Origin of the sequence: Streptomyces capoamus, from assembly GCF_014654935.1 — a bacterium.
Classification (GTDB): domain Bacteria; phylum Actinomycetota; class Actinomycetes; order Streptomycetales; family Streptomycetaceae; genus Streptomyces; species Streptomyces capoamus.
This window is the reverse complement of record NZ_BNBF01000020.1, coordinates 58,841-78,790: the sequence shown is the minus strand read 5'-3', so window position 1 is coordinate 78,790 and position 19,950 is coordinate 58,841. Positions and strand designations below refer to the sequence as shown.

The following is a 19,950-nucleotide window of genomic DNA, read 5'->3' as shown; positions in this document are numbered from 1 at the left end:
GGTGTCGAGGATGGCCTCGATCTTCAGTTCCTTGAACTGCTTCGCCCGGCCCTTCGGCAGCGACTTGGCGTACGCCTCCCGCTGCCGCATCGCCAGTTCGTGCATCGTCTGCCGGGTCTCGGCGGACCGGATGACGACGAAGTCCCAGGGCTGCGAGTGGCCCACGGACGGCGCGGTGTGCGCGGCCTCCAGGACCCTGAGCAGCACCTCGTGCGGGATGGGGTCGCTGCGGAAGCCGTTGCGGATGTCGCGGCGCTCGCGCATGACCTTCAGGACGGCCTCGCGCTCGGCGTCGGCGTAGCCGGGCGCGGCCGGGCCGGCGGACTGGCGTGCCTCCGCCACGGGGGCCGTGCCCTCCTCCTGGTCGGCGGCCGTGGTGCGCAGGTCCTCCGCGTGCTGCACGACATCGGGGGCGGGCTCGGCGTCGGGTGCGCTCGGTACGGCGTCCGGCTCGCCCTCGCGCGGCGCGGGCACCGCGGCGACCGCCTCCGGCTGCTCCTGCGGACCCTGCGGGTCCTGCGCAACCTGCGGGTCGTGCGAGACCTGCGGGTCGTGCGAGACATGCGGGTCTTGTGCGGGCAGGACGAGGGGCTGGGGCGGGGTGGGCGCCAGGTGCGGGGCGGTGGGCACCTGGCCCTCCACCGGCACGAACTGTCCGAGCGGCTGCTCCGGGCCGGGTTCCGCCGGCAGGCCGGAGGGCAGCCGCTGCTCCACGCCCTGCGCGGGTACGGGGGCCACGGCGGCCTCCGGTGCCTGCGGCTGCTGCCGGCCTGCCGGGACGGCGGGCGGAGCGGGCGGTGCGGGCTCGGCGATCTGCGGCCCCTGCGCGGCCTGGGGCACGGCCGACGGCTCGGTCGCTTCCGCGGCGAGGGGTACGGCGGGCTGCTCCGCCGGGGCGGGAGCGGCGGCCGGTACGGCCTCGGGGGCGGGCTGAGCCGGGGCGGTCGCCTCGGGGACGTCGGCCGGCTGAACCGGTGCGGTCGCCTCGGGGCTCTCGGCCACGGCCTGGGGTGTGACGGGATCGGCGGCCTGGACGGCCGTCGGGGCGCCGTCGACCGGCACCGCCGCGTCGGTGTGCGGTGCCGCGTCCGGGACCAAAGCCGGGGACACCGCCTCGGCCGGCAGGGGCACGCCCTGGGCGGCGGCCACACCGGCCACCTCGGGCACGTCCTGGACCTCGGCGGGAGTTTGGGGCACGGCGGGGGCGGGGACCTGGGCGTCGGGAGCCTGGGCCTCGGCGGGAGCCTGGGTCTCCGCGGGAGCGTGCGTCTCGGCGGGGGCCTGGGGCGGCATGACGGCAGCGACCTGCGGGACGTCGGCGGGCCGAGGTGCGGCAGCAGCCGGCTCGGCGACGGGGACCTGCGGCGCTTCGGCGGGCTGGGCGACGGCGGTCGGCACGACATCCGGGGTCTGCGCGACGACGGCCTGGGGGGCATGGGCGGCCGGCTCGGCGACGGGGACCTGCGGCACCTCGGCGGGCAGGGCCGCACCGGCGGCCTGCACGCCGTCCGGGGCCTGTACGACGTCGGCACCCTGCGGCGCGGCGGCAACCTCCTCGGCACCGGCGGCCTGCGGCACCTCAGCGGCCTGCACGGCATCCGGGGCCTGCACGGCATCCGGGGCCTGCACGGCGTCAGGGCCCGGCTCCGCTGCGGCGACCTGCGGCGCTTCGGCGGGCTGGTCGGCTTCCGCGGGCTGCACGGCTCCGGCGGGCTGGGCGGCATCGACGGCAGGCCCCACCGCGGGACCCGGCACGACGTCGGCCTGCACTGCCTCGGCCTGCACTGCCTCGGCGGGCTGAGCGGTCTCGGCCGGGGCGACGACCGGCGCGCCGGCCGGTACGTCCACCGGAACGGACTGCTCCGGCGAGTCGTCCACAGGAGGCTGCGACACCGGCTGGATCTGACCGGTACCCGCTTCGACGGCCGGCGCCTGCTCCGGGACGGTCACCGCGTCGTCGGCGGCCGGTACGGCCGGCTGCGCCACGGGCGCCCCAGTGTCCGCCGTCTCGGCGTCGGGCGCGCCCTCGGTGCCCGGCGCGGTGTACACGCCGTCGTGGGCGTGCACCGGCTGGACCCCGTCGTGACCGTGCACGACGGGCACCTGGCCGGTGCCCGCGGGGGCCGCGGCCTGGCTCGCGAGGCGGGCCATCGCGGCCTGGGCGGCGTCGGCCTGCTCGGCGGGGACGCCCGGACTAACCGTTTCGGCAGCCGGTGCCTGTGCGTCGACCTGGGCCGGGGCGGCCGGGGCCGGGCCCCAGGGGGCCGCGCTCTGCGGCGTCATCTCGCGCAGCGGCTGGGCGTCGAGGTACTCGGGGCCGGCGGGCTGCGGCCCGGGCTGCCGCACCGGCGCTCCCGCGGGGCCGCGGTCGGCCAGGGAGCGGACCGGGCTCGCCGAGGCGTCGGGGATCGGCGGGCCGAGGTGCAGCGGCCGGCGTGGCGGCTGCCCGGCGGCGGCCGGGTCGTGCGGTGCCGAGAGGATGGGCGACGGAGTGACGGAGACGGGGCCCGAGTCGGGCAGCCGGACACCGCCGAGGTCGACCGAGCCGCTGTCGCGGCCCGCCGTCTCGTGCGGTCCGGGCTCGTGGACGGCTTCCACCACCGGCTCCGGAGCGGGTGGCGGAACCTCGTTGCCCCACGCGCCCTGGGCACCCGGCAGCAGCAGGTCTTCGTCCTCGGCCGGCGCCTCGGAGAGGTAGGCGTACGCACCGTGCGCGGGGGCGCCCGGCTGCTCCACCATGCCTGCGCTCTCCGGCTGCCCCTCGCCCGGGACCTGGCCGGTGTCGGTCATGCGTACCCCTCGCCCATCGGTTTGTACTCCTACGACCAGCTCACCCGGAACGGCGCACCGACCGCCCCGCAGTGAAGAACGAGCGTCCGTGCCCAGCGGCACGAACGACCCGCCGGAAAAGGCGACAAAGCCATTCAGTGGCATTGTCCCGGTCGTTCCGCCGTCGCGACAGCATGATCCGCGACAGCCCGCTGTGGACTGCGCCACGTTGCGCGTCCTCCGGTACCGCAGTACCACACCCACCCCAAAACGGACGTGCGTTCCGGACATTGGCGAACGAAGTTCGGGCCGCCGGTGCGGTACAACGATCGGCCAGCCTACCGCGCGCGGTACGACAACAGGATCACGGGGCGCGATCCGGCAGGACCCCGCTGAGCAGGAACGCTACGTTCCGCTCGGTCTCCGTCCAGGCCCGGGTGTCGAGTTCGACGGACTGGAGCAGGGCGCACTCGACCCGGTACCCGTGCTCGGTCAGGTCGCGGCCGACGCGCTCCGCGGCGTCGCGGGTCGCGGCGTGCGTGACGATGCGCTGCGGGCGCCGGTCGGCGACCGCGGAGAGGACCGCCGGTCCCCCGCCGCCGACCCGGACGACGTCCGGCTCGGGCAGCCTTTCGAGGACGTGCGGGGCGCTGCCGCGGACGATCTGGAGCTGGACCCCGAACCGGCGTGCGGCGTCGTCGGTGCGGGCGCAGGCGGCGGGATCGTGGTCGACGGCGATGACGGCCGCGCCGGCGCGCGCGGCCTCGGCGGCGAAGGCCCCGCTGCCGCAGCCGATGTCCCAGACCAGGTCGCCGATCCGGGGCCCGAGGCGGGCGAGTTGGGCGGCGCGCAGCAGTTCCGTCTCGCCCTCGCCGAGACCGCCGCCCGGTCCGGCGCCGTAGCTCTCGTCGGGCTGCACCCAGCCGCGCGGGCCGGCGCCCGGGTCACGGCCGGCGATCCAGCCGCCGCCGTCCCCGGCGCCGGCGGGGCCGCCGATGACGATGACGACGTTGGGGTCGCGCCAGGTGTGGTCCGCGGCCTTGTCGGAGGTGACGATGGAGACCTGCTCGCGCTCGGTGCCCAGTTCCTCGCAGACCACGAAGGTGCGGTGCACGCCCTCCAGCAGCAGGCCGAGCTCGGCGGGGCCGGCGCCCGGTGAGGTGAGGACGGCGACCTTGGTGTGGGCGCGGCAGACGTTCACGGCCCGGCGCAGGGTGCGCCGGTGGGCGACGACGACCTGGGCGTCGTCCCAGGGCATGCCGGCGCGGGCGAAGGCGGCGGCGACCGCGGAGACACCGGGGACCACCTCCACCTCGAGGCCGAACTCCGGTGCGCGCAGGGTCCGTACGACGCCGAAGAAGCCGGGGTCGCCGTCGGCGAGCACGACCGCGGTGCCGCGGTGGGCGGCGATGCGGCGGGCGGCCAGGGCGAGGCTGCCGAGGCGGACGCGTTCGGCGGCGGGCGGCACCTCGGGCAGCGCCAGGTGGTGTGCGGCACCGGCCACGAGGGTGGCGGCGCCGAGGGCGGCGCGGGCCGCTGCCGTCAGCGGCGAGCCGTCCCAGCCGATCACCGTGACCCGGTCGGCCATCGTCGTCAGTCTCCTGATTGTTCTGCGCGGGTCTTCGGGAACAGGGAGCCCGGGGCGGGCTCCGTGAGGGTACCTGGTGGAGCCCGGGGGCTCAGTTCCAGTCCGAGTACGAGGTCGAACCGCCGGTGTCGGCGAGCTGCTCGCCGACACCGGCGAGGTCTTCGGGGAGCAGGCTCCAGACGATGACGTCGGTGCGTACGTCGGACCACGCGCCGCCCTCGGTTCTGCTGCGCGCTATCCAGGCGTTGCGCAGGACGCCCTCGCTGATGCAGCCGATCTTCTGGGCCACCTGCTGGGAGGCGGTGTTGTCGGCGGGGGTGCGCAGTTCGAGCCGCTCGAACCCGCGGTCGTGGAACAGCCACTGGGCGGTGGCGAAGACCGCTTCGGAGGCGTACCCCTCGCCGCGGGCCCAGGGGGCGACGACGTAGGCGATCTCGCTGGACCGGACGCGCCAGTCGGTGTTCCTCAGGTGGACGACGCCGACGAGGCGCTGGGTGAGGAACTCGGTGACGGCGAGGACGATGCCGCGGCCGGCGGTGCGCTCCTCCGGGGCGAGCCGGGTGATCCACGCGCGGGCGTGGGCCTCGGTGTAGGGGTGGGCGACGGTGGTCCAGGCGACGACCTGCTCGTCGTTCATCATCTCGGCCAGGGCGGGCACGTCGTCCTCGTCGAGGGGGCGCAGCACCAACCGCTCCGTGCTGATGGAGATGTTGGGGAAGGTGCTCGTCATGCGCCGCTCCGTAACCTTCGGAAATTCCTCGAAAGACCGTACGGGCCGTCAGGCCTGCTGAACTGCCCAGCATGCAGCATGAAACCACCGGACCGCACAACGGGGTCCACTCCCGGTGAGGGAGCGGACCCCGTGCGTGGCGGGACGCCGTGCGGCTTTAGAACGACGGGATGACGGAGCCCTGGTACTTGTCCTCGATGAACTTCTTGACCTCGGGCGAGGTGAGGAGCTTCGCGAGCTTCTTGACCCGCGGGTCCGACTCGTTGCCCTTCTTCACGGCGAGGAAGTTGCCGTAGGGGCTGTTCTTCGGGGACTCCAGGACGAGCGCCTCCTTGGCGGGCTTGATGCCGGCCGAGATGGCGTAGTTGCCGTTGATCACGGCCGCGTCCACGTCGTCCAGGGAGCGCGCGGTCTGGGCCGCCTCGACCTCCTTGAACTTGAGGTTCTTGGGGTTCTTGGCGATGTCCTGCGGGGTGGCCTCGTTGCCGGCGCCGTCCTTGAGGGTGATGAGCCCGTTGGCGGCGAGCAGCTTCAGGGCGCGGGCCTCGTTGACGGCGTCGTTCGGGACGGCGATGGTCGCACCGCTCTTGAGGGCGTCGGCCTTCTTGATCTTGTGGGAGTAGAGGCCGAGCGGCTCCAGGTGCACCGTGACGACGGGCACGATGTGGGTGCCGCGCTTCTTGTTGAAGTCGTCCAGGTACGGCTGGTTCTGGAAGTAGTTGGCGTCCACCGAGCCGTCCTCGGTCGCCGTGTTCGGCGTGATGTAGTCGGTGAACTCCTTGACCTCCAGGTCGAGGCCCGCCTTCTTCGCCAGCTTGTCCTTGACGAAGTTCAGGATCTCGGCGTGCGGGGTCGGGCTGGCGGCGACGACCAGCGGGCCCTTGCCGTCGGAGGAGCCGGAGTCCTTGCCGGAGCCGCAGGCGGTCAGCCCGAGGGTGAGGGCTCCGGTGGCGAGGACGGCGGTGGTGAACTTAGCGGTGTTACGCACGAAAAGTGCCTTTCCTTATGGGTGGTGCGACCCCGTGTACGGGTGGACGGGGAGTCTGGGGGGGTGGGCTACGCGACCTTGCCGACGTCGGCCGCCGCGGGCTCCTTGGCCTTCAGCAGGCGGAGCTTGGGGGCGGGGCCGGACCGGCCGCCCCGGCGGTGCAGGGCGCGGGCCGCGAAGTCGCCGGCGAACTGGATGACGGAGATGACGACGGCGAGGATGCCGACGGTGATCCACATCATCTGGGTCTCGAAGCGCTGGTAGCCGTAGCGGATGGCGATGTCGCCGAGGCCGCCGGCGCCGACCGTGCCGGCCATGGCGGAGTAGCCGATGAGGGCGACGATCGTGGTGGTGGTGCTGGCGATCAGGGAGGGCAGGGACTCCGGTACGAGCACCTTGCGCACGATGGTCCAGGTGTTGCCGCCCATCGACTGGACGGCCTCGACGAGCCCGCCGTCCACTTCGCGGACGGCCGTCTCGACCAGGCGAGCGAAGAACGGGATCGCGCCGATGGCGAGCGGCACGATGGCGGCCTCGCGGCCGATGGTCGTGCCGGTGATGGAACGGGTGAGGCCCATCAGCGCGACCATCAGGATGATGAACGGCATGGAGCGGGCGACGTTCACGACCTGCCCGATGACCTTGTTGGCGACGACGTTCTGCAGCAGGCCGCCGCGGTCGGTGAGGACCAGGAGGATGCCGAGCGGAAGGCCGCCGACGACGGCGATCAGGGTGGACCAGCCGACCATGTAGAGCGTGTCCCAACACGCCTGGGACAGCAGCGGCTGCATCTCCGACCAGGTCACTTGGCACCTTCCTTCACCAGCAGGTTCTCCTGGCCCACCACGTCGATCTGGAGGCCCTGTTCGCGCAGGAAGCCGACCGGCACCACGTTGTCCTCGTACCGGCCGGGCAGCTCGATGCGCATACGGCCGATCTGGAGGCCGCCGACGGTGTCGATGGCGGCGCCGAGGATCGAGATGTCGATGTTGTAGGTGCGCGACAGCTGGGAGATGACCGGCTGGGTGGCGGCCTCGCCCTGGAAGGTGATGTCGAGGACGGTCCGGTCGGCGCCCGTGCGCTCACCGCTCACCGGGAACAGGGCGGCGGCCAGTTCGGAGCCGGGGGTGGCGAGCAGTTCGCTGACCGTGCCCGACTCCACGATCCGGCCCCGCTCCATCAGGGCGGCCGAGTCGCAGATCGACTTGACGACGTCCATCTCGTGGGTGATGAGCAGGACGGTCAGTCCCAGCTGCCGGTTCAGGTCGCGCAGCAGTTGCAGGATGGAGCGGGTGGTCTCGGGGTCGAGGGCGCTGGTGGCCTCGTCGGAGAGCAGCACCTTGGGGTCGCCGGCGAGGGCGCGGGCGATGCCGACGCGCTGCTTCTGGCCGCCGGAGAGCTGGGCGGGGTAGGCCTTGGCCTTGTCGGCGAGGCCGACCAGGTCGAGCAGTTCCAGCGCCTTGCGGGAGCGGGCCCGGCCCGACTGGCCGAGGATCTCCAGCGGCAGCTCGACGTTGTCCTGCACGGTCCGCGAGGACAGCAGGTTGAAGTGCTGGAAGACCATGCCGATCCGGCTGCGTGCCCGGCGCAGTTCCTTGCCGGCGCGCGGGCCGCGGCCGGCCAGGGCGGTGAGGTCCTGCCCGGCGACGGTCACGGTGCCGGAGGTGGGGCGCTCCAGCAGGTTGACGCAGCGGATGAGGGAGGACTTGCCGGCGCCGGACTGGCCGATGACGCCGTAGACCTCTCCTTCACGGACGTGGAGATCGACGCCGTCGAGGGCGGTGACGTCACGGCCGCGGGAGCGGTAGACCTTGGTCAGGCCCGAGGTGGTGATCACGTGGGTTTCCGTCACTGTCGAGTGCACGGGCGTGGGTGTGCCCGGACACGGGTGCATGCGGTTCCGGCATGGAAGGTGGTGCTTCGTCTCGTACGGTCTGCGGCGCACGGACGGCCACGGCTCTCGCTTCGGGGGCGCGAGGCTCAGCTGATGCGGGGGCCCTCTAGAAGGCGCACATTCGACACATCAGGCGACACATACAACGAGCACCGGGCGTCATGGTCGCCTCGGTCGCAAGGATGCGGCTGCTCGTCGTGGTCATGCGATCAGTAAACCAGACGGACGGTCCTGACCGACGGGCGCTGTCCGCATGGTGGACAGCGGCGGACAACGGCGGACAACGGCGGACGGGACCGGGCGGCCGCTCAGCCGCGGACGGCGATCTCCACTCCCCCGTCGGTGACCAGTACCGACAAGGCCGACAGGTCCCGCACCACCAGGTCGGCGTCCAGCTCCTCCGCCCGGTGGGTTGTGGCCAACGCCACGGTGGCCATGCCGGCCGCGCGGCCCGCCCGCAGCCCGGCGGGCGCGTCCTCGAAGACCACGCAGCGGGCGGGGTCCACGCCGAGCTGCCGGGCGGCGAGCAGGTAGGGCTCGGGGTCGGGCTTGCCCCAGGTGACGTCGTCGGCCGAGACCAGCGCCTTCGGCCGGATCCCGACCGCGTCCAGCCGGGCCTCGGCCAGCCGCCGGGTGGCGGAGGTGACGACGGCCCAGCGGTCGGCCGGCAGGGCGTCCAGGAACGCCCGGGTGCCGGGCAGCAGACGGACACCGCCGTCGGGGACGTCCTCGACCTCCAGCTGCTCGACCCGGGCCACGGCCTGCGGCACCAGGCGGGCGGGCAGCAGGTCGCCGACGACCTCGACGGCGGTGCGTCCGTGCAGCTCCACGCGGGCGAACTCCTCCGCCGTGATCCCGTACTCCCGGGCCCAGCGGGACCAGCAGCGCTCGACGGAGTCGAGGGAGGAGACCAGGGTGCCGTCGTTGTCGAACAGGAGGGCGTGCGCGTGGATCGTCATGGTCTAGACCCTACGGCGTACGGCGGGGGCGGCGGCCCGGGCCCGTGCGCAGCGTAATAAGGTCGCGGCATGCTCACTGTCCTGACGCTGGTGACCGGGGTCGCCGCGCTGCTGCTCGCCGCGTGGTGCGGCTGGGCCGCCTACCGCGACCAGCCGACGAAGGACTGGCACTTCATCGGCATGGCCGTGGTGTCGCTGCTGGCCGTGGTGCAGCTGGTGATCGGGATCGTGCAGCTGGCGCGGGGCGAGAAGCCGGAGCAGGGCACGACGATCTTCGTGGCGTACCTGCTGGGCGCCTTCGCGTGCGTTCCGGCGGCGGGCCTGATGTCGCTGGCCGAGCGGACCCGTTGGGGCTCGGTGACGGTCGCCGCCGGCGGGGTGGTGCTGGCCGTCCTGGAAGTACGGCTCTACGACATCTGGGGAGGCTGAGGTGACCGCGGCGGAGGAGAAGCCGGCCCGGCTGATCAGCGGACCGGGCATGCTGCTGGTCTGGTTCTACGGCGTGATGGTGGTCGGCGCGGTGTCGCGTTCCGCGTACCAGATCGGCACGGAGTTCGACCGGGCGCCGCTCGCCTACGTGCTGTCGGCGGTGGCCGGTGTCGTGTACGGGTTCATCACCTACACGCTCGTCCGGGGCGGGGAGACGGCCCGCAGGGCGGCGCTGGTGTGCTGCGCCGCCGAACTCGCGGGCGTGCTGCTCGTGGGCACCTGGACCCTGGTCGACCGTTCGGCCTTCCCGGACTCGACCGTGTGGTCGTACTACGGGGCGGGCTACGTCTTCATCCCGGTGCTGCTGCCGGTGTCCGCGTTGTACTGGCTGCGGAAGGCGCGGAACACCGTCAAGCGGTAGCCGCGTACTGTCCCGCCTGCTTCTCCAGGATGATCATCTCCACCCCGTCGTCGCCCTTGGCGCGGCCCACCGTCCGGTAGCCGACCCGGCGGTACAGGCGCAGGTTGCCCTCGCTGCGGTGGCCGGTGAAGAGGCGGAACCGCGTGGCGCCGCGCTCCGACTCCAGCGCCGCCTCCGCCGCGCGCAGCAGGCGCGCGCCGATGCCGTGGCCCTGCAGGCGCGGGTGCACGCAGAGCTTGCCGATGGCCGCCGCGCCGTCCTCGGTGACCTTGCCGCGTACCGAGCCGACCACCTCCTCGCCGAGCCGGGCGACGAAGACGCAGTCGGCGGCGACTTCCTGGCGGACGGAGTCCAGGGTCTGCACGAGCGGGTCGATGCGGTAGTTGCCGTACAGCGCCGCCTCGCTCTGGAAGCACAGGTACTGAAGCCGGAAGATCTGCTCCGCGTCCTGCTCGGTCGCCACCGAGATGGTCACGCTCATGCCCATGTGCGCACGCCTCCCGCTCACCTGATCACCTGTCGTCGCCTACTCCTATCCCCGCGGTTCGCAGGCCGCAACCTCCGGGGCGAGCAATCGGCGCAGACATCCCAGACATCTGGAGCGTTCCGGTCCGAGACTGCCCTGTGAGATACCCAACTCCCCCGCGATCTCCCGGTATGTCAGGTCCTTGGGCGAGAGCAGGGCCTCCAGGAGGCGGGGGCAGCGGCCGGGCAGCCGGCGGACCGCGTCCCGCAGGGCGCGGTACCGGGCGGTGGTCAGGACGTGCTGCTCGGGCCCGGCGCGCAGGTCGTCGGCCGGCTCGTCCGCGTACGGCCGTTCCAGGCGGGTGGTGCGGCGGCTGCGCCGGGCCTCGGCGCGGACGGCCCTGCGCAGCCAGCCCGGGGGGTCGAGCGGCGGTCCGTCGGTCTCCAGCCGCTCCAGGAGGCGCAGCCAGACGGCCTGCTCCAGATCACCCGGCTCGCTCCCGGCGGCATATGCCTCGGCGGAGGCCTCGGCGGTGAGCAGCGGGCGCAGGATGGCTACCAGGTCGTGCGTCATATGCGGAACGACGAGCCGCCCCGGCAGCAGGTTGCCGGGGCGGCGCACAGTCACCCCGAACGGGTGTGGGGCGGCGCGTCGGTTGACGCGGTCAGCCCTTGAGGAAGTCGGCGCGGGCGAGGACGCCGGTGTCGGCGTTGTCCGTGAAGACACCGTCGATACCGGTGGCGAAGTACCGCTTGAAGGCGCCGAAGACGTCTCCGTAGGCGTCGGCCGCGGCGCCCTTGCGGTACTCGGCCGGCAGGAACGGGTTCTCGTTGCGCACGGTGTAGGGGTGCAGGACGAGGCCGGCCTTGTGCGCGTCGGCGACCAGGGCGGTCGGCTCGGCCAGGGTGCCGTCCGCCTTCTTCGGGATGATCAGGTCCAGGGTGGGGCCGATGCCCTGGGCGTAGCCGGCGATCTCGCGCAGCCCCTTGGGCGTGACCAGGTCGGCGACCGTCCGCGGGTCCTTCGCCTCGACGAAGTCGTAGGGGCGGCTGTCGGCCGAGGAGAGCAGGACGACGAGCGGGTTGTCCACCAGGCGGTTCAGCCGCTGGATGCTGGTGGGCTCGAACGACTGCAGGATGACCGGCGAGTGGCGGCCGTCCTTGCCGTGCTTGCGCAGCAGCTTCGCCACCCGTTCCTCCAGACCGAGGCCCAGCTTGCGGAAGTAGGTGGGGTGCTTGGTCTCCGGGTAGATCCACACCTGCCGGCCGCGCCTGCGGGTCTGCTCGTCCTGCCACCTGAGGACCTCTTCGAAGGTGGGGATCTCCCAGCGCCCGTCGTAGAGGGTGTTGTGCGGCCGGTTGGCCGGTATGCGCTCGACGGCGCGCAGCGTCTTCAGTTCGGCGAGCGTGAAGTCCTCGGTGAACCAGCCGGTGGTGGGGACGCCGTCCACGACCTTGGTGGTCTTCCGGCCGGCGAACTCCGGGTGGGAGGCGACGTTCGTCGTGCCGCCGATCTCCGGCTCGTGCCGGCAGACCAGGTGGCCGTCCTTGGTGGGTACCAGGTCGCCCGCCTCCACCACGTCGGCACCCAGGTCCAGGGCCAGCTCGTAGGAGCCGAAGGTGTGCTCGGGGCGGTAGCCACTGGCACCCCGGTGACCGATGATCGTCGGCACCGGCAGGCTCTTCAGACCGCGTCCAGCGCGTCCGCCGGGTGCGCCGGGTGCGCCGGGTCCGGCCGCCCGGGCCGCGCCGGGCAGCCCGAGGACCGCTCCGCCCGCGCCGAGCACCGCGGCACCGAGCAGTGCCCGCCGTCCCGTCCCCTGCGCCTGCCCGTTCGTCTGGTCGCTGTCCATGAGCGCCCTCCTGCCGCGTTCGTCCGTGGGTGCGGCCCGATCGTAGGGTCGTACACATGACCGACGGGAGACCGCCGTTCGAACACACGGCTGCGGCGGGGTGTCCCGCGGACGGCGGAAGGTGACGGTCCGTCGGGCACGAGCACAGGCACGAGCGCGGGCACAGGCAGGGGCACGGGCGCGCGGCCGGCGCGATGTCCGTCACACCGCCGCAAGGCCGTTACAGGCCGTCCCGCGCGCGTCACCGCAGGTAAAACCACGTCAACTCTTCGTAAGACCTCGGTGAACCCGGCGTCCCCGATGTGCGCGCGGCCCGGCGCCGCGAGTAATGTCCTCACCTGCACAGACTCATATCGCCCTTCTTGGCATCGGAGGACCCGTTGTCCCGCTTCGTGCTCATCAAGGCAGTGCTCGGACCGATCATGCGCCTGATGTTCCGCCCACGGGTGGAGGGCGCGGAGAACATCCCGGGGGACGGCCCGGTGATCCTGGCCGGTAATCACCTCACGTTCATCGACTCCATCGTGCTGCCGGTGGTCACCAAGCGTCAGGTGTGCTTCATCGGCAAGGACGAGTACGTCACCGGCAAGGGGCTCAAGGGCCGGCTGATGGCCTGGTTCTTCACCGGCGTCGGCATGATCCCGGTGGACCGGGACGGCGCGAGCGGCGGCGTGGCCGCGCTGATGACGGGCCGGCGGATCCTGGAGGAGGGCCGGATGTTCGGGATCTACCCCGAGGGCACCCGGTCGCCCGACGGACGTCTGTACCGGGGCCGTACCGGTATCGCCCGGCTGACCCTGATGACCGGCGCGCCGGTGGTCCCGTTCGCCATGATCGGAACGGACAAGCTGCAGCCGGGGGGCCGGGGCATCCCGCGGCCCGGCCGGGTGACCGTCCGCTTCGGCGAGCCGATGGAGTTCTCCCGGTACGAGGGCATGGACCGGGACCGCTACGTCCTGCGGGCGGTGACGGACTCCGTCATGGCCGAGGTCATGCGCCTGTCCGGCCAGGAGTACGTCGACATGTACGCCACCAAGGCGAAGGCCGCCTGAGGTCTGTCCGACCCTTCGCGTCGCCGACCCTAGGGGCGGCGACGCGGCGTCAGGTGCGGGACGGAGTCAGCCGGCCGTCCGTCCGCCTGCAGGTGGAATCTCCGCCGACACATCGGGCATTCGGCCCTATGAAAGCGGCCTTATCACCACACAACATGTCTGATTCAGGACATGTACAAACCTTCTCGGCGTACTCTGCTCCGTACCCCGATCGCCGCTGCCGGCGCGGGACTCCTGGCGGCCTGCACCGGCTCCGGGCCCGAAGCCCGTTCCGGCCCCGAACACGGTTACGGCGGGGAGAAGTTCGTCCCGCCCGGGCCCCGGGGGTACGTCAACCCGTCGGACCCGGAGGTCCTGGCGGCCGAGCGGAAACGGGGGTCGGGCCACGTCCGCACCTTCCGGTTCACCTCCGCCGAGACGGAGCTGGACCTGGGCGGCCGGTCGGTCCGCACCTGGGCGTACAACGAGGAGGTGCCGGGCCCGCTGGTACGGGTCACGGCGGGTGACGTACTCGACCTCACGCTCGCCAACCGGCTGCCCGCCACGACCACGCTGCACTCCCACGGGGTGCGGCTGCGCTGCGACATGGACGGCGTACCGGACCTGACCCAGCGGGCCATCGCCTCGGGGGACGACTTCCGCTACCGCTTCGTCGTCAAGCACCCGGGAACGTACCTGCTGCACTCGCACGTGGGCATGCAGCCCGACCGGGCCCTGTACGCGCCGCTCGTCGTCGACGACCCCAGGGAACCCCTCGCCTACGACAAGGAGTGGGTCGTCGTCGTCGACGACTGGCTGGACGGCGTGGCGGGCTCCACCCCCGAGAACGTCATGGAGCAGCTCAAGCCCGGCGGATCCATGGACATGCAGCAGACGGCCATGGGCCCCGGCCACGGCAGCACAGGCCCCGGCCACAACGCGACCGCGCACTCGTCACCGCACCACAAGTCCAAGAAGTCCACAGGCCCCGACCGGGTGCTGCACAACTCCTACAGCCGCATGCTGCACGGGGAGGGCGGCAGTGTCGCCTACCCGCACTACCTGATCAACGGCCGGCTGCCCGGCAGTCCCTCGGTGTTCCGCTGCCGTCCCGGCGACCGGGTGCGCCTGCGCATCATCAACGCGGGTTCCGAGACCGCCTTCCGGGTCGCGCTGGGCGGCCACACGATGACCGTCACCCACACCGACGGCTACCCGGTGAAGCACAAGCGGACCGACGCCCTGCTCGTCGGCATGGCGGAACGCTACGACGTGCTCGTCACCGTCAAGGACGGCGTCTTCCCCCTGGTCGCCCTGGCCGAGGGGAAGAAGGGCAGGGCCCTCGCCGTGCTGAGCACCGCCAAGGGGGGCAAGAAGCTGCCGCCCGCCGACGTCCACCCGCACGAGCTGGACGGCAACACCGTCCCGGCCCGCCGCCTGCTGCCCGACGACTCGGTGGCGCTGGCGGACCGTCACCCCGACCGCGAGATGCGGATCAGGATCACCGGAACCATGGAGAAGTTCGACTGGGGGTTCGACCACAAGCCCTACTCCCCGAGGCAGCGGCACCCGGTCCACGCGGGTGAACGGGTGCGGGTGACGCTCATCAACGCCACGGGCATGTGGCACCCGATGCACCTGCACGGGCACACCTTCTCGCTGGCCGGCATCGATTCCGCGGGCGCCCGCAAGGACACCGCGCTGGTGCTGCCGCACCACAAGCTGGTGATCGACTTCGATGCCGACAACCCCGGGCTGTGGATGCTGCACTGCCACAACCAGTACCACTCGGAGAGCGGGATGATGACGGTGGTGGGGTACAAGCGCTGAGTCGCGCGGGGCCCGGCTCAGCCCGCGCCCTCCAGCTTCTGGTCCCTCAGCAGGAGCCAGGCCACCGCCGCCGCGGTCAGCAGGACCGCCGAGCCCGCCGCCGAGGCCAGGTGCAGGCCGTGGACGAAGGAGTCACGGGCCGCGGCGAGGAGGGCCTCCGCCTGGTGCGGGGGCATGTCCGCCGCGGTCTCCACCGCCGCGCCCAGCGACTCGTGGGCGCCCGCCGGGGTGCCGGCCGGGCCGGTGAAGCCGCGGTAGACGCCCGTCACGATGGAGCCGAGGAGGGCGATGCCCAGGGCGGCGCCCAGTTCGTACGCCGTCTCGGAGACCGCCGAGGCCGCGCCCGCCTGGTCCTTGGGGACGCTGGAGAGGATGACGTCGGCGGTCACCGTGAAGGAGAAGCCCGCGCCGACGCCCACGACCAGCAGGGCGGCGCCGAGCAGCGGGTAGCCGGTGGCCGGGCCGAGCGCCGTCAGCGCGGCCAGTGCGGTGCCGACCGCGGCCAGACCGCCGGAGACCACCGTACGGACCGAGAACCGCCGGGCGGCGCGGCCCGCGACCAGCCCGGCCGCGACCGCGCCCACCGCCGCGGGCAGTTCGGCCAGGCCCGCCTCGAACGGCCGTCGGCCCTGCACGAGTTGCAGGTACTGGGAGAGGAAGAACACCAGGCCGGACATGCCGAGGACGGTCAGCAGGTCGGCGAGGACCGCTCCGCTGAAGCCGCGGCGCCCGAACAGCCTCATGTCCAGCAGCGGGACCGGCATGGTGAGCTGGCGGCGGACGAACCCGTACAGGGCCGCCGCGCCCAGCAGTCCGGTGCCCACGCCGGTCCCGGTGACGCCGTGGGTGGCCGCCTCCTTGACGGCGTAGACCAGGGCGATCATGCCGACCAGCGAGAGCAGGACGCTGGCGAGGTCCCACGGGCCCGGCCGGGGGCTGCGGGACTCGGGCAGGGTACGGATGCCGACCAGGACCAGGACGGCCATCACCGGCAGGTTGATCAGGAAGACCGAACCCCACCAGAAGTGCTCCAGGAGGAATCCGCCGGCGATCGGGCCGACCGCCGTGCCGGCGGAGGCGGTGGCGCCCCAGATGCCGACCGCGAGGCTGCGTTCGCGCGCGTCGTGGAAGATGTTGCGGATCAGGGCCAGGGTGGCCGGCATCAGGGTGGCGCCGGCGACGCCGAGCAGCGCCCGGGCCAGGATCATCAGTTCGGGTGTCGTCGCGTAGGCGCACAGCACGGACAGCGCGCCGAACGCCGTGGCGCCGCACAGCAGGATCCGCTTGCGGCCGATGCGGTCGCCGAGGCTGCCCATGGAGACGAGCAGACCGGCGATGACGAAGGAGTAGACGTCGCCGATCCACAGCAGCTGGGTGCCGGAGGGGTGGAGGTCTTCGCTGATGTAGGGGGTCGCCAGGCCGAGGACGGTGGCGTCGACGGCCACCAGCAGCACGGCCAGGACGAGGACGGACAGCGCGAGCCAGCGGCCCGGGCGCTTCACCGCCCCGGTCTCCTGGGCCGGCTGCAGGGTGCTGGTCATGGTTCCTCTCTCCGCAGAGCGCCGCCGAGCAACAGCTCGGCGATCATGGTCGGGAAGTCCCGGGAGGCCACGCGGCCGTCGAGAGTGGCCCAGGCGCACGAGGCGATCAGCCCGTACAGGGCCTCGGTGAGCCAGACCGGGCTGAGGTCGATGCGGAACGCGCCGTCGCGCTGTCCGCGCTGGAACAGGGCGCCGATCCGGGTGTCCAGGCGCTGCCAGCCCTCGTGCTGCCGGTCGCCCTCCCACAGCTGGTTCTCGCCGTAGAGGAAGGCGAGCAGTCCGGCGGCGGGCTGGATCTCGCGCACCAGCCGGCGTACGGCCTCGGCCGCAGGCCCCTCCTCCGGCCGGGCCCGGTCCAGCGCCGCCTCGCACTCGGCGATGCCGAGCTGCTCCAGCGCCCGGACCAGCGCGTCCCGGCCGGCGAAGTGCCGGTGCAGGGTGGCCCGGCTGATCCCGGCGGCCTTGGCGACCTCGTCCATGGTCGCGGTGGATCTGCGGGTCAGAAGGGCGGCTGCGCTGCGCAGCACGTGGTCACGATCGAGGGCCATGAGACAAAAGTAACCCATGTGAGACATTGATGTCTCACACAAGGCACGCATGGCGCATCAAGGAGGATCGCGAGGGTTCTGCGGCTCGTGCGGGTCGTCGGCCTCGTACGGGGAGGGAGGCGGGCGGGTCAGTGCCAGGGCAGCTGTCCGCGCCGCTCCCAGTAGGCCCGCGGGTCCTCCGCGAGCCTGTCGAGGAGGGCCAGCCGGTCCCCTTCGAGGTCGACGGCGGGGGCGTGGAGGTTGGACAGGAGCTGCGGGACGGTCGCGGCACCGGAGAGCACGACCCCCGCCCAGGGCCGGCACAGGATCCAGGCGAGGGCGACCGCGTCGCAGCCGAGCCCGGTCTCGGCGGCCACGGCCCGCAGCGCGTCCGGGGCGTGCGGCGCGGCCAGCCGGCCGTTGGCCATGCCCTCCTTGACGATCACGGTGAGCCCCGCGTCGTGCGCCTCGGCGAGGGCGGGGCCGGCGGAGGGCTCCAGGACGTTGTACGTCGACTGGACGGTACGGAAGAGGGGCTCGCCGCCGACCGTGACGGCGAGGGCGGCGCGGATCGCGTCCGCCTGGGCGGGGCCGCTGGTGGAGAAGCCGATGGTGAGGCCCTGGGCGGCGGCGTCCGCGAGCCGGGCGTGCAGCTCCTTGTCGGTGAGGGCCGGGCTGTCCGGGGTCACCGAGTGGATCTGGTAGAGGTCGAGCCGGCCGCCGAGCAGGGCATCGGTCTCGGCGCGCTGCCGTTCGTAGGTGGCGAGGCCGTGATCCTTGACCTCGTGCGTCTCGGCGTCCGCCGACCAGCCGGCGGTGTAGGTGTAACCCCACTTGCTGCCGACGACCACGTCGTCGATGTCCGGGCGGGCGTTCAGCCAGTCGGCCAGGAACTCCTCGGAGCGGCCGTAGGACCGGGCGGCGTCGACGTAACGGACGCCCTGCGCGTACGCGGCGTCGAGGAGTTCGTGGGTGCGGGTGCGCAGCGCGTCCGCGCTGCGGTCCGCTCCGAGGTCCTCGTCCCGCCCGAGGGTGATGTAACCGGGGCGGCCGACGGCGGCGAGGCCCAGACCGATGTGGCAGGTGGGCGTGGTCGCTGTTGCCAGTCGGGCGAAGGACATCACGGGCTCCGTCGGGTCGGCTCGGGTTCGGCTCCCGACCAACGTAACCCGCGACGACCCCCGCTGACCTTCGGATCCACCTCGGCCACCGACGGCCCACCGCGCGACCCTGCGGGACCGACCGCCCGGTGCTGCGGGGCCGACCGTCCAGTGGCCCGGGCCGACCCGGTGGTCCGGCAGCACGACCGCCCGGTGTTGCAGGGGTCGACCGCCCAGTGGCCCGGGGATCCGGGGGCCCACCATCCAGTGGCCCGGGACCGACCGCCCGGTGCTGCAGGGGCCGACCGTCCAGTGATCCGGGGCCGACCGCCCGGGGCTCCGGAGACCGGCCGCCCGGTGCTGCGGGGCCGGGTGCCCGGTGATCCGGCGGCGCGGGCGCCAGGTGACCCGGGGGGCGGGCGCTCGGGACTCCGGAGACCGACCGCCCCGTGGTCGGGGAATCGACCGCCCGGCGCTGGGGGGGGCCGACCGTCCAGTGACCCGGGGCCGACCGCCCGCAGCTGCTTGGGCCGACCCCCGGTGGCCCGGGGGCACGACCGCCCGGTGCCCCAGCGACCGACCGCCCGGGGCTGCTTGGACCGACCCCCCTGACGGTCCAGCGGCACGGGCACCCGGTGGCCCAACGGCGCGACCGCCCGGTGATCCCGGGACCGATCACCCGGTGCTGCGGGGCCGACCATCCAGTGATCCGGGGGACAACCGCCCGGTGCCCCCGAAACCGATCGCCCGGTGACCCCGGAACCGACCGCCCGGTGCCCCGCGAAACGACCGCCCGGTGCTGCAGGGGTCGACCGCCCAGTGGCCCGGGGCCCCTTGGGCCGGCTCCCGGTGGTCCGGCGGCGCGACTGCCCCGGTGCTGCGGGGGCCGAGCGTTCGGGGGTCGGTCGGCCGGTGGTGTGGGGGCGGCCCGGCGCTCGGCTACTGCCGGGCCGTTGACCAGGCGTGCTGGTTCGCCACGTCCGCCTTGACCTCGGCCAGCTGGACCGCGACCGCGCTCGGGGCCGTGCCGCCCCGCCCGTTGCGGGAGGCGAGGGCGCCGGGGACGTTGAGGACCGAGCGGACCTCGGGCGTGAGGTGGGGGGAGATCTTCGCGAACTGCTCGTCCGTGAGGTCGTCCAGCTCCTTGCCCTCGGCCTCGGCGACCTTGACGCACTCCCCCGCGACCTCGTGCGCCACGCGGAACGGCACGCCCTGTTTCACCAGCCACTCGGCGATGTCGGTGGCCAGCGAGAAGCCGGCCGGGGCCAGTTCCTCCATGCGGTCGCGGTTGACCGTGAGGGTGGCGATCATGCCGGTGAAGGCGGGGAGCAGCACCTCCAGCTGGTCGCAGGAGTCGAAGACGGGCTCCTTGTCCTCCTGGAGGTCGCGGTTGTAGGCCAGCGGGAGGGCCTTGAGGGTGGCCATCAGGCCCGTCAGGTTGCCGATGAGGCGCCCGCTCTTGCCCCGGGCCAGCTCGGCGATGTCCGGGTTCTTCTTCTGCGGCATGATCGAAGAGCCCGTGGAGAACGCGTCGTGCAGGGTCACGAAGGAGAACTCCTTCGTATTCCAGATGATGATCTCTTCGGCGATCCGGGAGAGGTTCACCCCGATCATCGCCGTGATGAAGGCGAACTCGGCGACGAAGTCGCGGGAGGCCGTGCCGTCGATGGAGTTGCCGACGCTGCCGCCTTCGAAGCCGAGGTCCTCGGCCACCGCCTCCGGGTCCAGGCCCAGGGAGGAGCCGGCGAGGGCACCGGAGCCGTACGGCGACACGGCCGTCCGCTCGTCCCACTGGCGCAGCCGCTCGGCGTCCCGGGACAGGGAC

At 73.0% G+C, this 19,950-nt stretch carries 18 protein-coding genes; 4 read left to right on the top strand and 14 right to left on the bottom strand.

Annotated elements, in window-relative coordinates; translation table 11 throughout:
* From IE312_RS27660 to IE312_RS27630, 7 genes are all read right to left on the bottom strand, one after another.
* A partial coding sequence (locus IE312_RS27660; protein ID WP_229900512.1) for a nitroreductase family protein occupies window positions 1–2,790 on the bottom strand: 2,790 nt, incomplete at its 3' end.
* 343 nt (window positions 2,791–3,133) lie between these two features.
* Window positions 3,134–4,357, bottom strand: coding sequence for a precorrin-6y C5,15-methyltransferase (decarboxylating) subunit CbiE (gene cbiE / locus IE312_RS27655; protein ID WP_189985027.1), 1,224 nt, complete (start codon window positions 4,355–4,357; stop codon window positions 3,134–3,136).
* 91 nt (window positions 4,358–4,448) lie between these two features.
* Complete coding sequence (locus IE312_RS27650) at window positions 4,449–5,087, bottom strand: GNAT family N-acetyltransferase (protein ID WP_189985026.1); 639 nt, start codon at window positions 5,085–5,087, stop codon at window positions 4,449–4,451.
* Window positions 5,088–5,244: 157 nt separating this feature from the next.
* A complete protein-coding gene (locus tag IE312_RS27645) occupies window positions 5,245–6,075 on the bottom strand; it encodes a MetQ/NlpA family ABC transporter substrate-binding protein (protein ID WP_189985025.1) in 831 nt (276 codons plus the stop codon).
* Between the two features lie 68 nt (window positions 6,076–6,143).
* A complete protein-coding gene (locus tag IE312_RS27640; protein WP_189985024.1) occupies window positions 6,144–6,881 on the bottom strand; it encodes a methionine ABC transporter permease in 738 nt (245 codons plus the stop codon).
* Window positions 6,878–7,969 (bottom strand): methionine ABC transporter ATP-binding protein, encoded by a 1,092-nt coding sequence (locus IE312_RS27635; RefSeq protein ID WP_189985023.1) that lies wholly within the window; start codon window positions 7,967–7,969, stop codon window positions 6,878–6,880. Before IE312_RS27635 ends, IE312_RS27640 begins: the two co-directional genes overlap by 4 nt.
* Window positions 7,970–8,277: 308 nt before the next feature.
* Entirely contained in the window at window positions 8,278–8,928 is a 651-nt protein-coding gene (locus IE312_RS27630; RefSeq protein WP_189985022.1) for an HAD family hydrolase, read from the bottom strand.
* A 69-nt stretch (window positions 8,929–8,997) separates the two neighbouring features.
* On the opposite strand from IE312_RS27630, the gene IE312_RS27625 reads away from it, so the two are divergent.
* Both IE312_RS27625 and IE312_RS27620 read left to right on the top strand, forming a co-directional pair.
* Window positions 8,998–9,357: a hypothetical protein gene (locus IE312_RS27625; protein WP_189985021.1), complete on the top strand. Its 360-nt coding sequence runs from the start codon at window positions 8,998–9,000 to the stop codon at window positions 9,355–9,357.
* Window position 9,358: 1 nt separating this feature from the next.
* Window positions 9,359–9,778 (top strand): hypothetical protein, encoded by a 420-nt coding sequence (locus IE312_RS27620; protein ID WP_189985020.1) that lies wholly within the window; start codon window positions 9,359–9,361, stop codon window positions 9,776–9,778.
* Here IE312_RS27620 and IE312_RS27615 read toward each other — a convergent pair.
* From IE312_RS27615 to IE312_RS27605, 3 genes are all read right to left on the bottom strand, one after another.
* Window positions 9,768–10,265 (bottom strand): GNAT family N-acetyltransferase, encoded by a 498-nt coding sequence (locus tag IE312_RS27615; protein ID WP_189985107.1) that lies wholly within the window; start codon window positions 10,263–10,265, stop codon window positions 9,768–9,770. The genes IE312_RS27620 and IE312_RS27615 overlap by 11 nt on opposite strands.
* A gap of 45 nt (window positions 10,266–10,310) precedes the next feature.
* Window positions 10,311–10,817, bottom strand: coding sequence for a sigma-70 family RNA polymerase sigma factor (locus IE312_RS27610; RefSeq protein ID WP_189985106.1), 507 nt, complete (start codon window positions 10,815–10,817; stop codon window positions 10,311–10,313).
* Window positions 10,818–10,908: 91 nt separating this feature from the next.
* A complete protein-coding gene (locus IE312_RS27605; RefSeq protein ID WP_189985019.1) occupies window positions 10,909–12,096 on the bottom strand; it encodes a glycerophosphodiester phosphodiesterase in 1,188 nt (395 codons plus the stop codon).
* Between the two features lie 362 nt (window positions 12,097–12,458).
* Here IE312_RS27605 and IE312_RS27600 point away from each other — a divergent pair, with 362 nt between their 5' ends.
* Together IE312_RS27600 and IE312_RS27595 are read left to right on the top strand one after the other, a co-directional pair.
* Window positions 12,459–13,148 (top strand): lysophospholipid acyltransferase family protein, encoded by a 690-nt coding sequence (locus IE312_RS27600; RefSeq protein ID WP_189985018.1) that lies wholly within the window; start codon window positions 12,459–12,461, stop codon window positions 13,146–13,148.
* 171 nt (window positions 13,149–13,319) lie between these two features.
* A complete protein-coding gene (locus tag IE312_RS27595) occupies window positions 13,320–14,957 on the top strand; it encodes a multicopper oxidase family protein (RefSeq protein WP_189985017.1) in 1,638 nt (545 codons plus the stop codon).
* 17 nt (window positions 14,958–14,974) lie between these two features.
* Here the strand turns inward: IE312_RS27595 and IE312_RS27590 are convergent, their stop codons facing one another.
* The 4 genes from IE312_RS27590 to argH all read right to left on the bottom strand — a co-directional run.
* On the bottom strand, window positions 14,975–16,498 hold the full coding sequence (locus tag IE312_RS27590) for an MFS transporter (RefSeq protein WP_189985016.1): 1,524 nt from the start codon (window positions 16,496–16,498) through the stop codon (window positions 14,975–14,977).
* Window positions 16,495–17,046 (bottom strand): TetR/AcrR family transcriptional regulator, encoded by a 552-nt coding sequence (locus IE312_RS27585; protein WP_189985015.1) that lies wholly within the window; start codon window positions 17,044–17,046, stop codon window positions 16,495–16,497. Before IE312_RS27585 ends, IE312_RS27590 begins: the two co-directional genes overlap by 4 nt.
* 128 nt (window positions 17,047–17,174) lie before the next feature.
* Complete coding sequence (locus IE312_RS27580) at window positions 17,175–18,146, bottom strand: aldo/keto reductase (protein ID WP_189985014.1); 972 nt, start codon at window positions 18,144–18,146, stop codon at window positions 17,175–17,177.
* A 918-nt stretch (window positions 18,147–19,064) separates the two neighbouring features.
* Window positions 19,065–19,950, bottom strand: an 886-nt coding sequence (argH, locus tag IE312_RS42095) for an argininosuccinate lyase (protein WP_229900510.1), incomplete at its 5' end; no start/stop codon positions are given.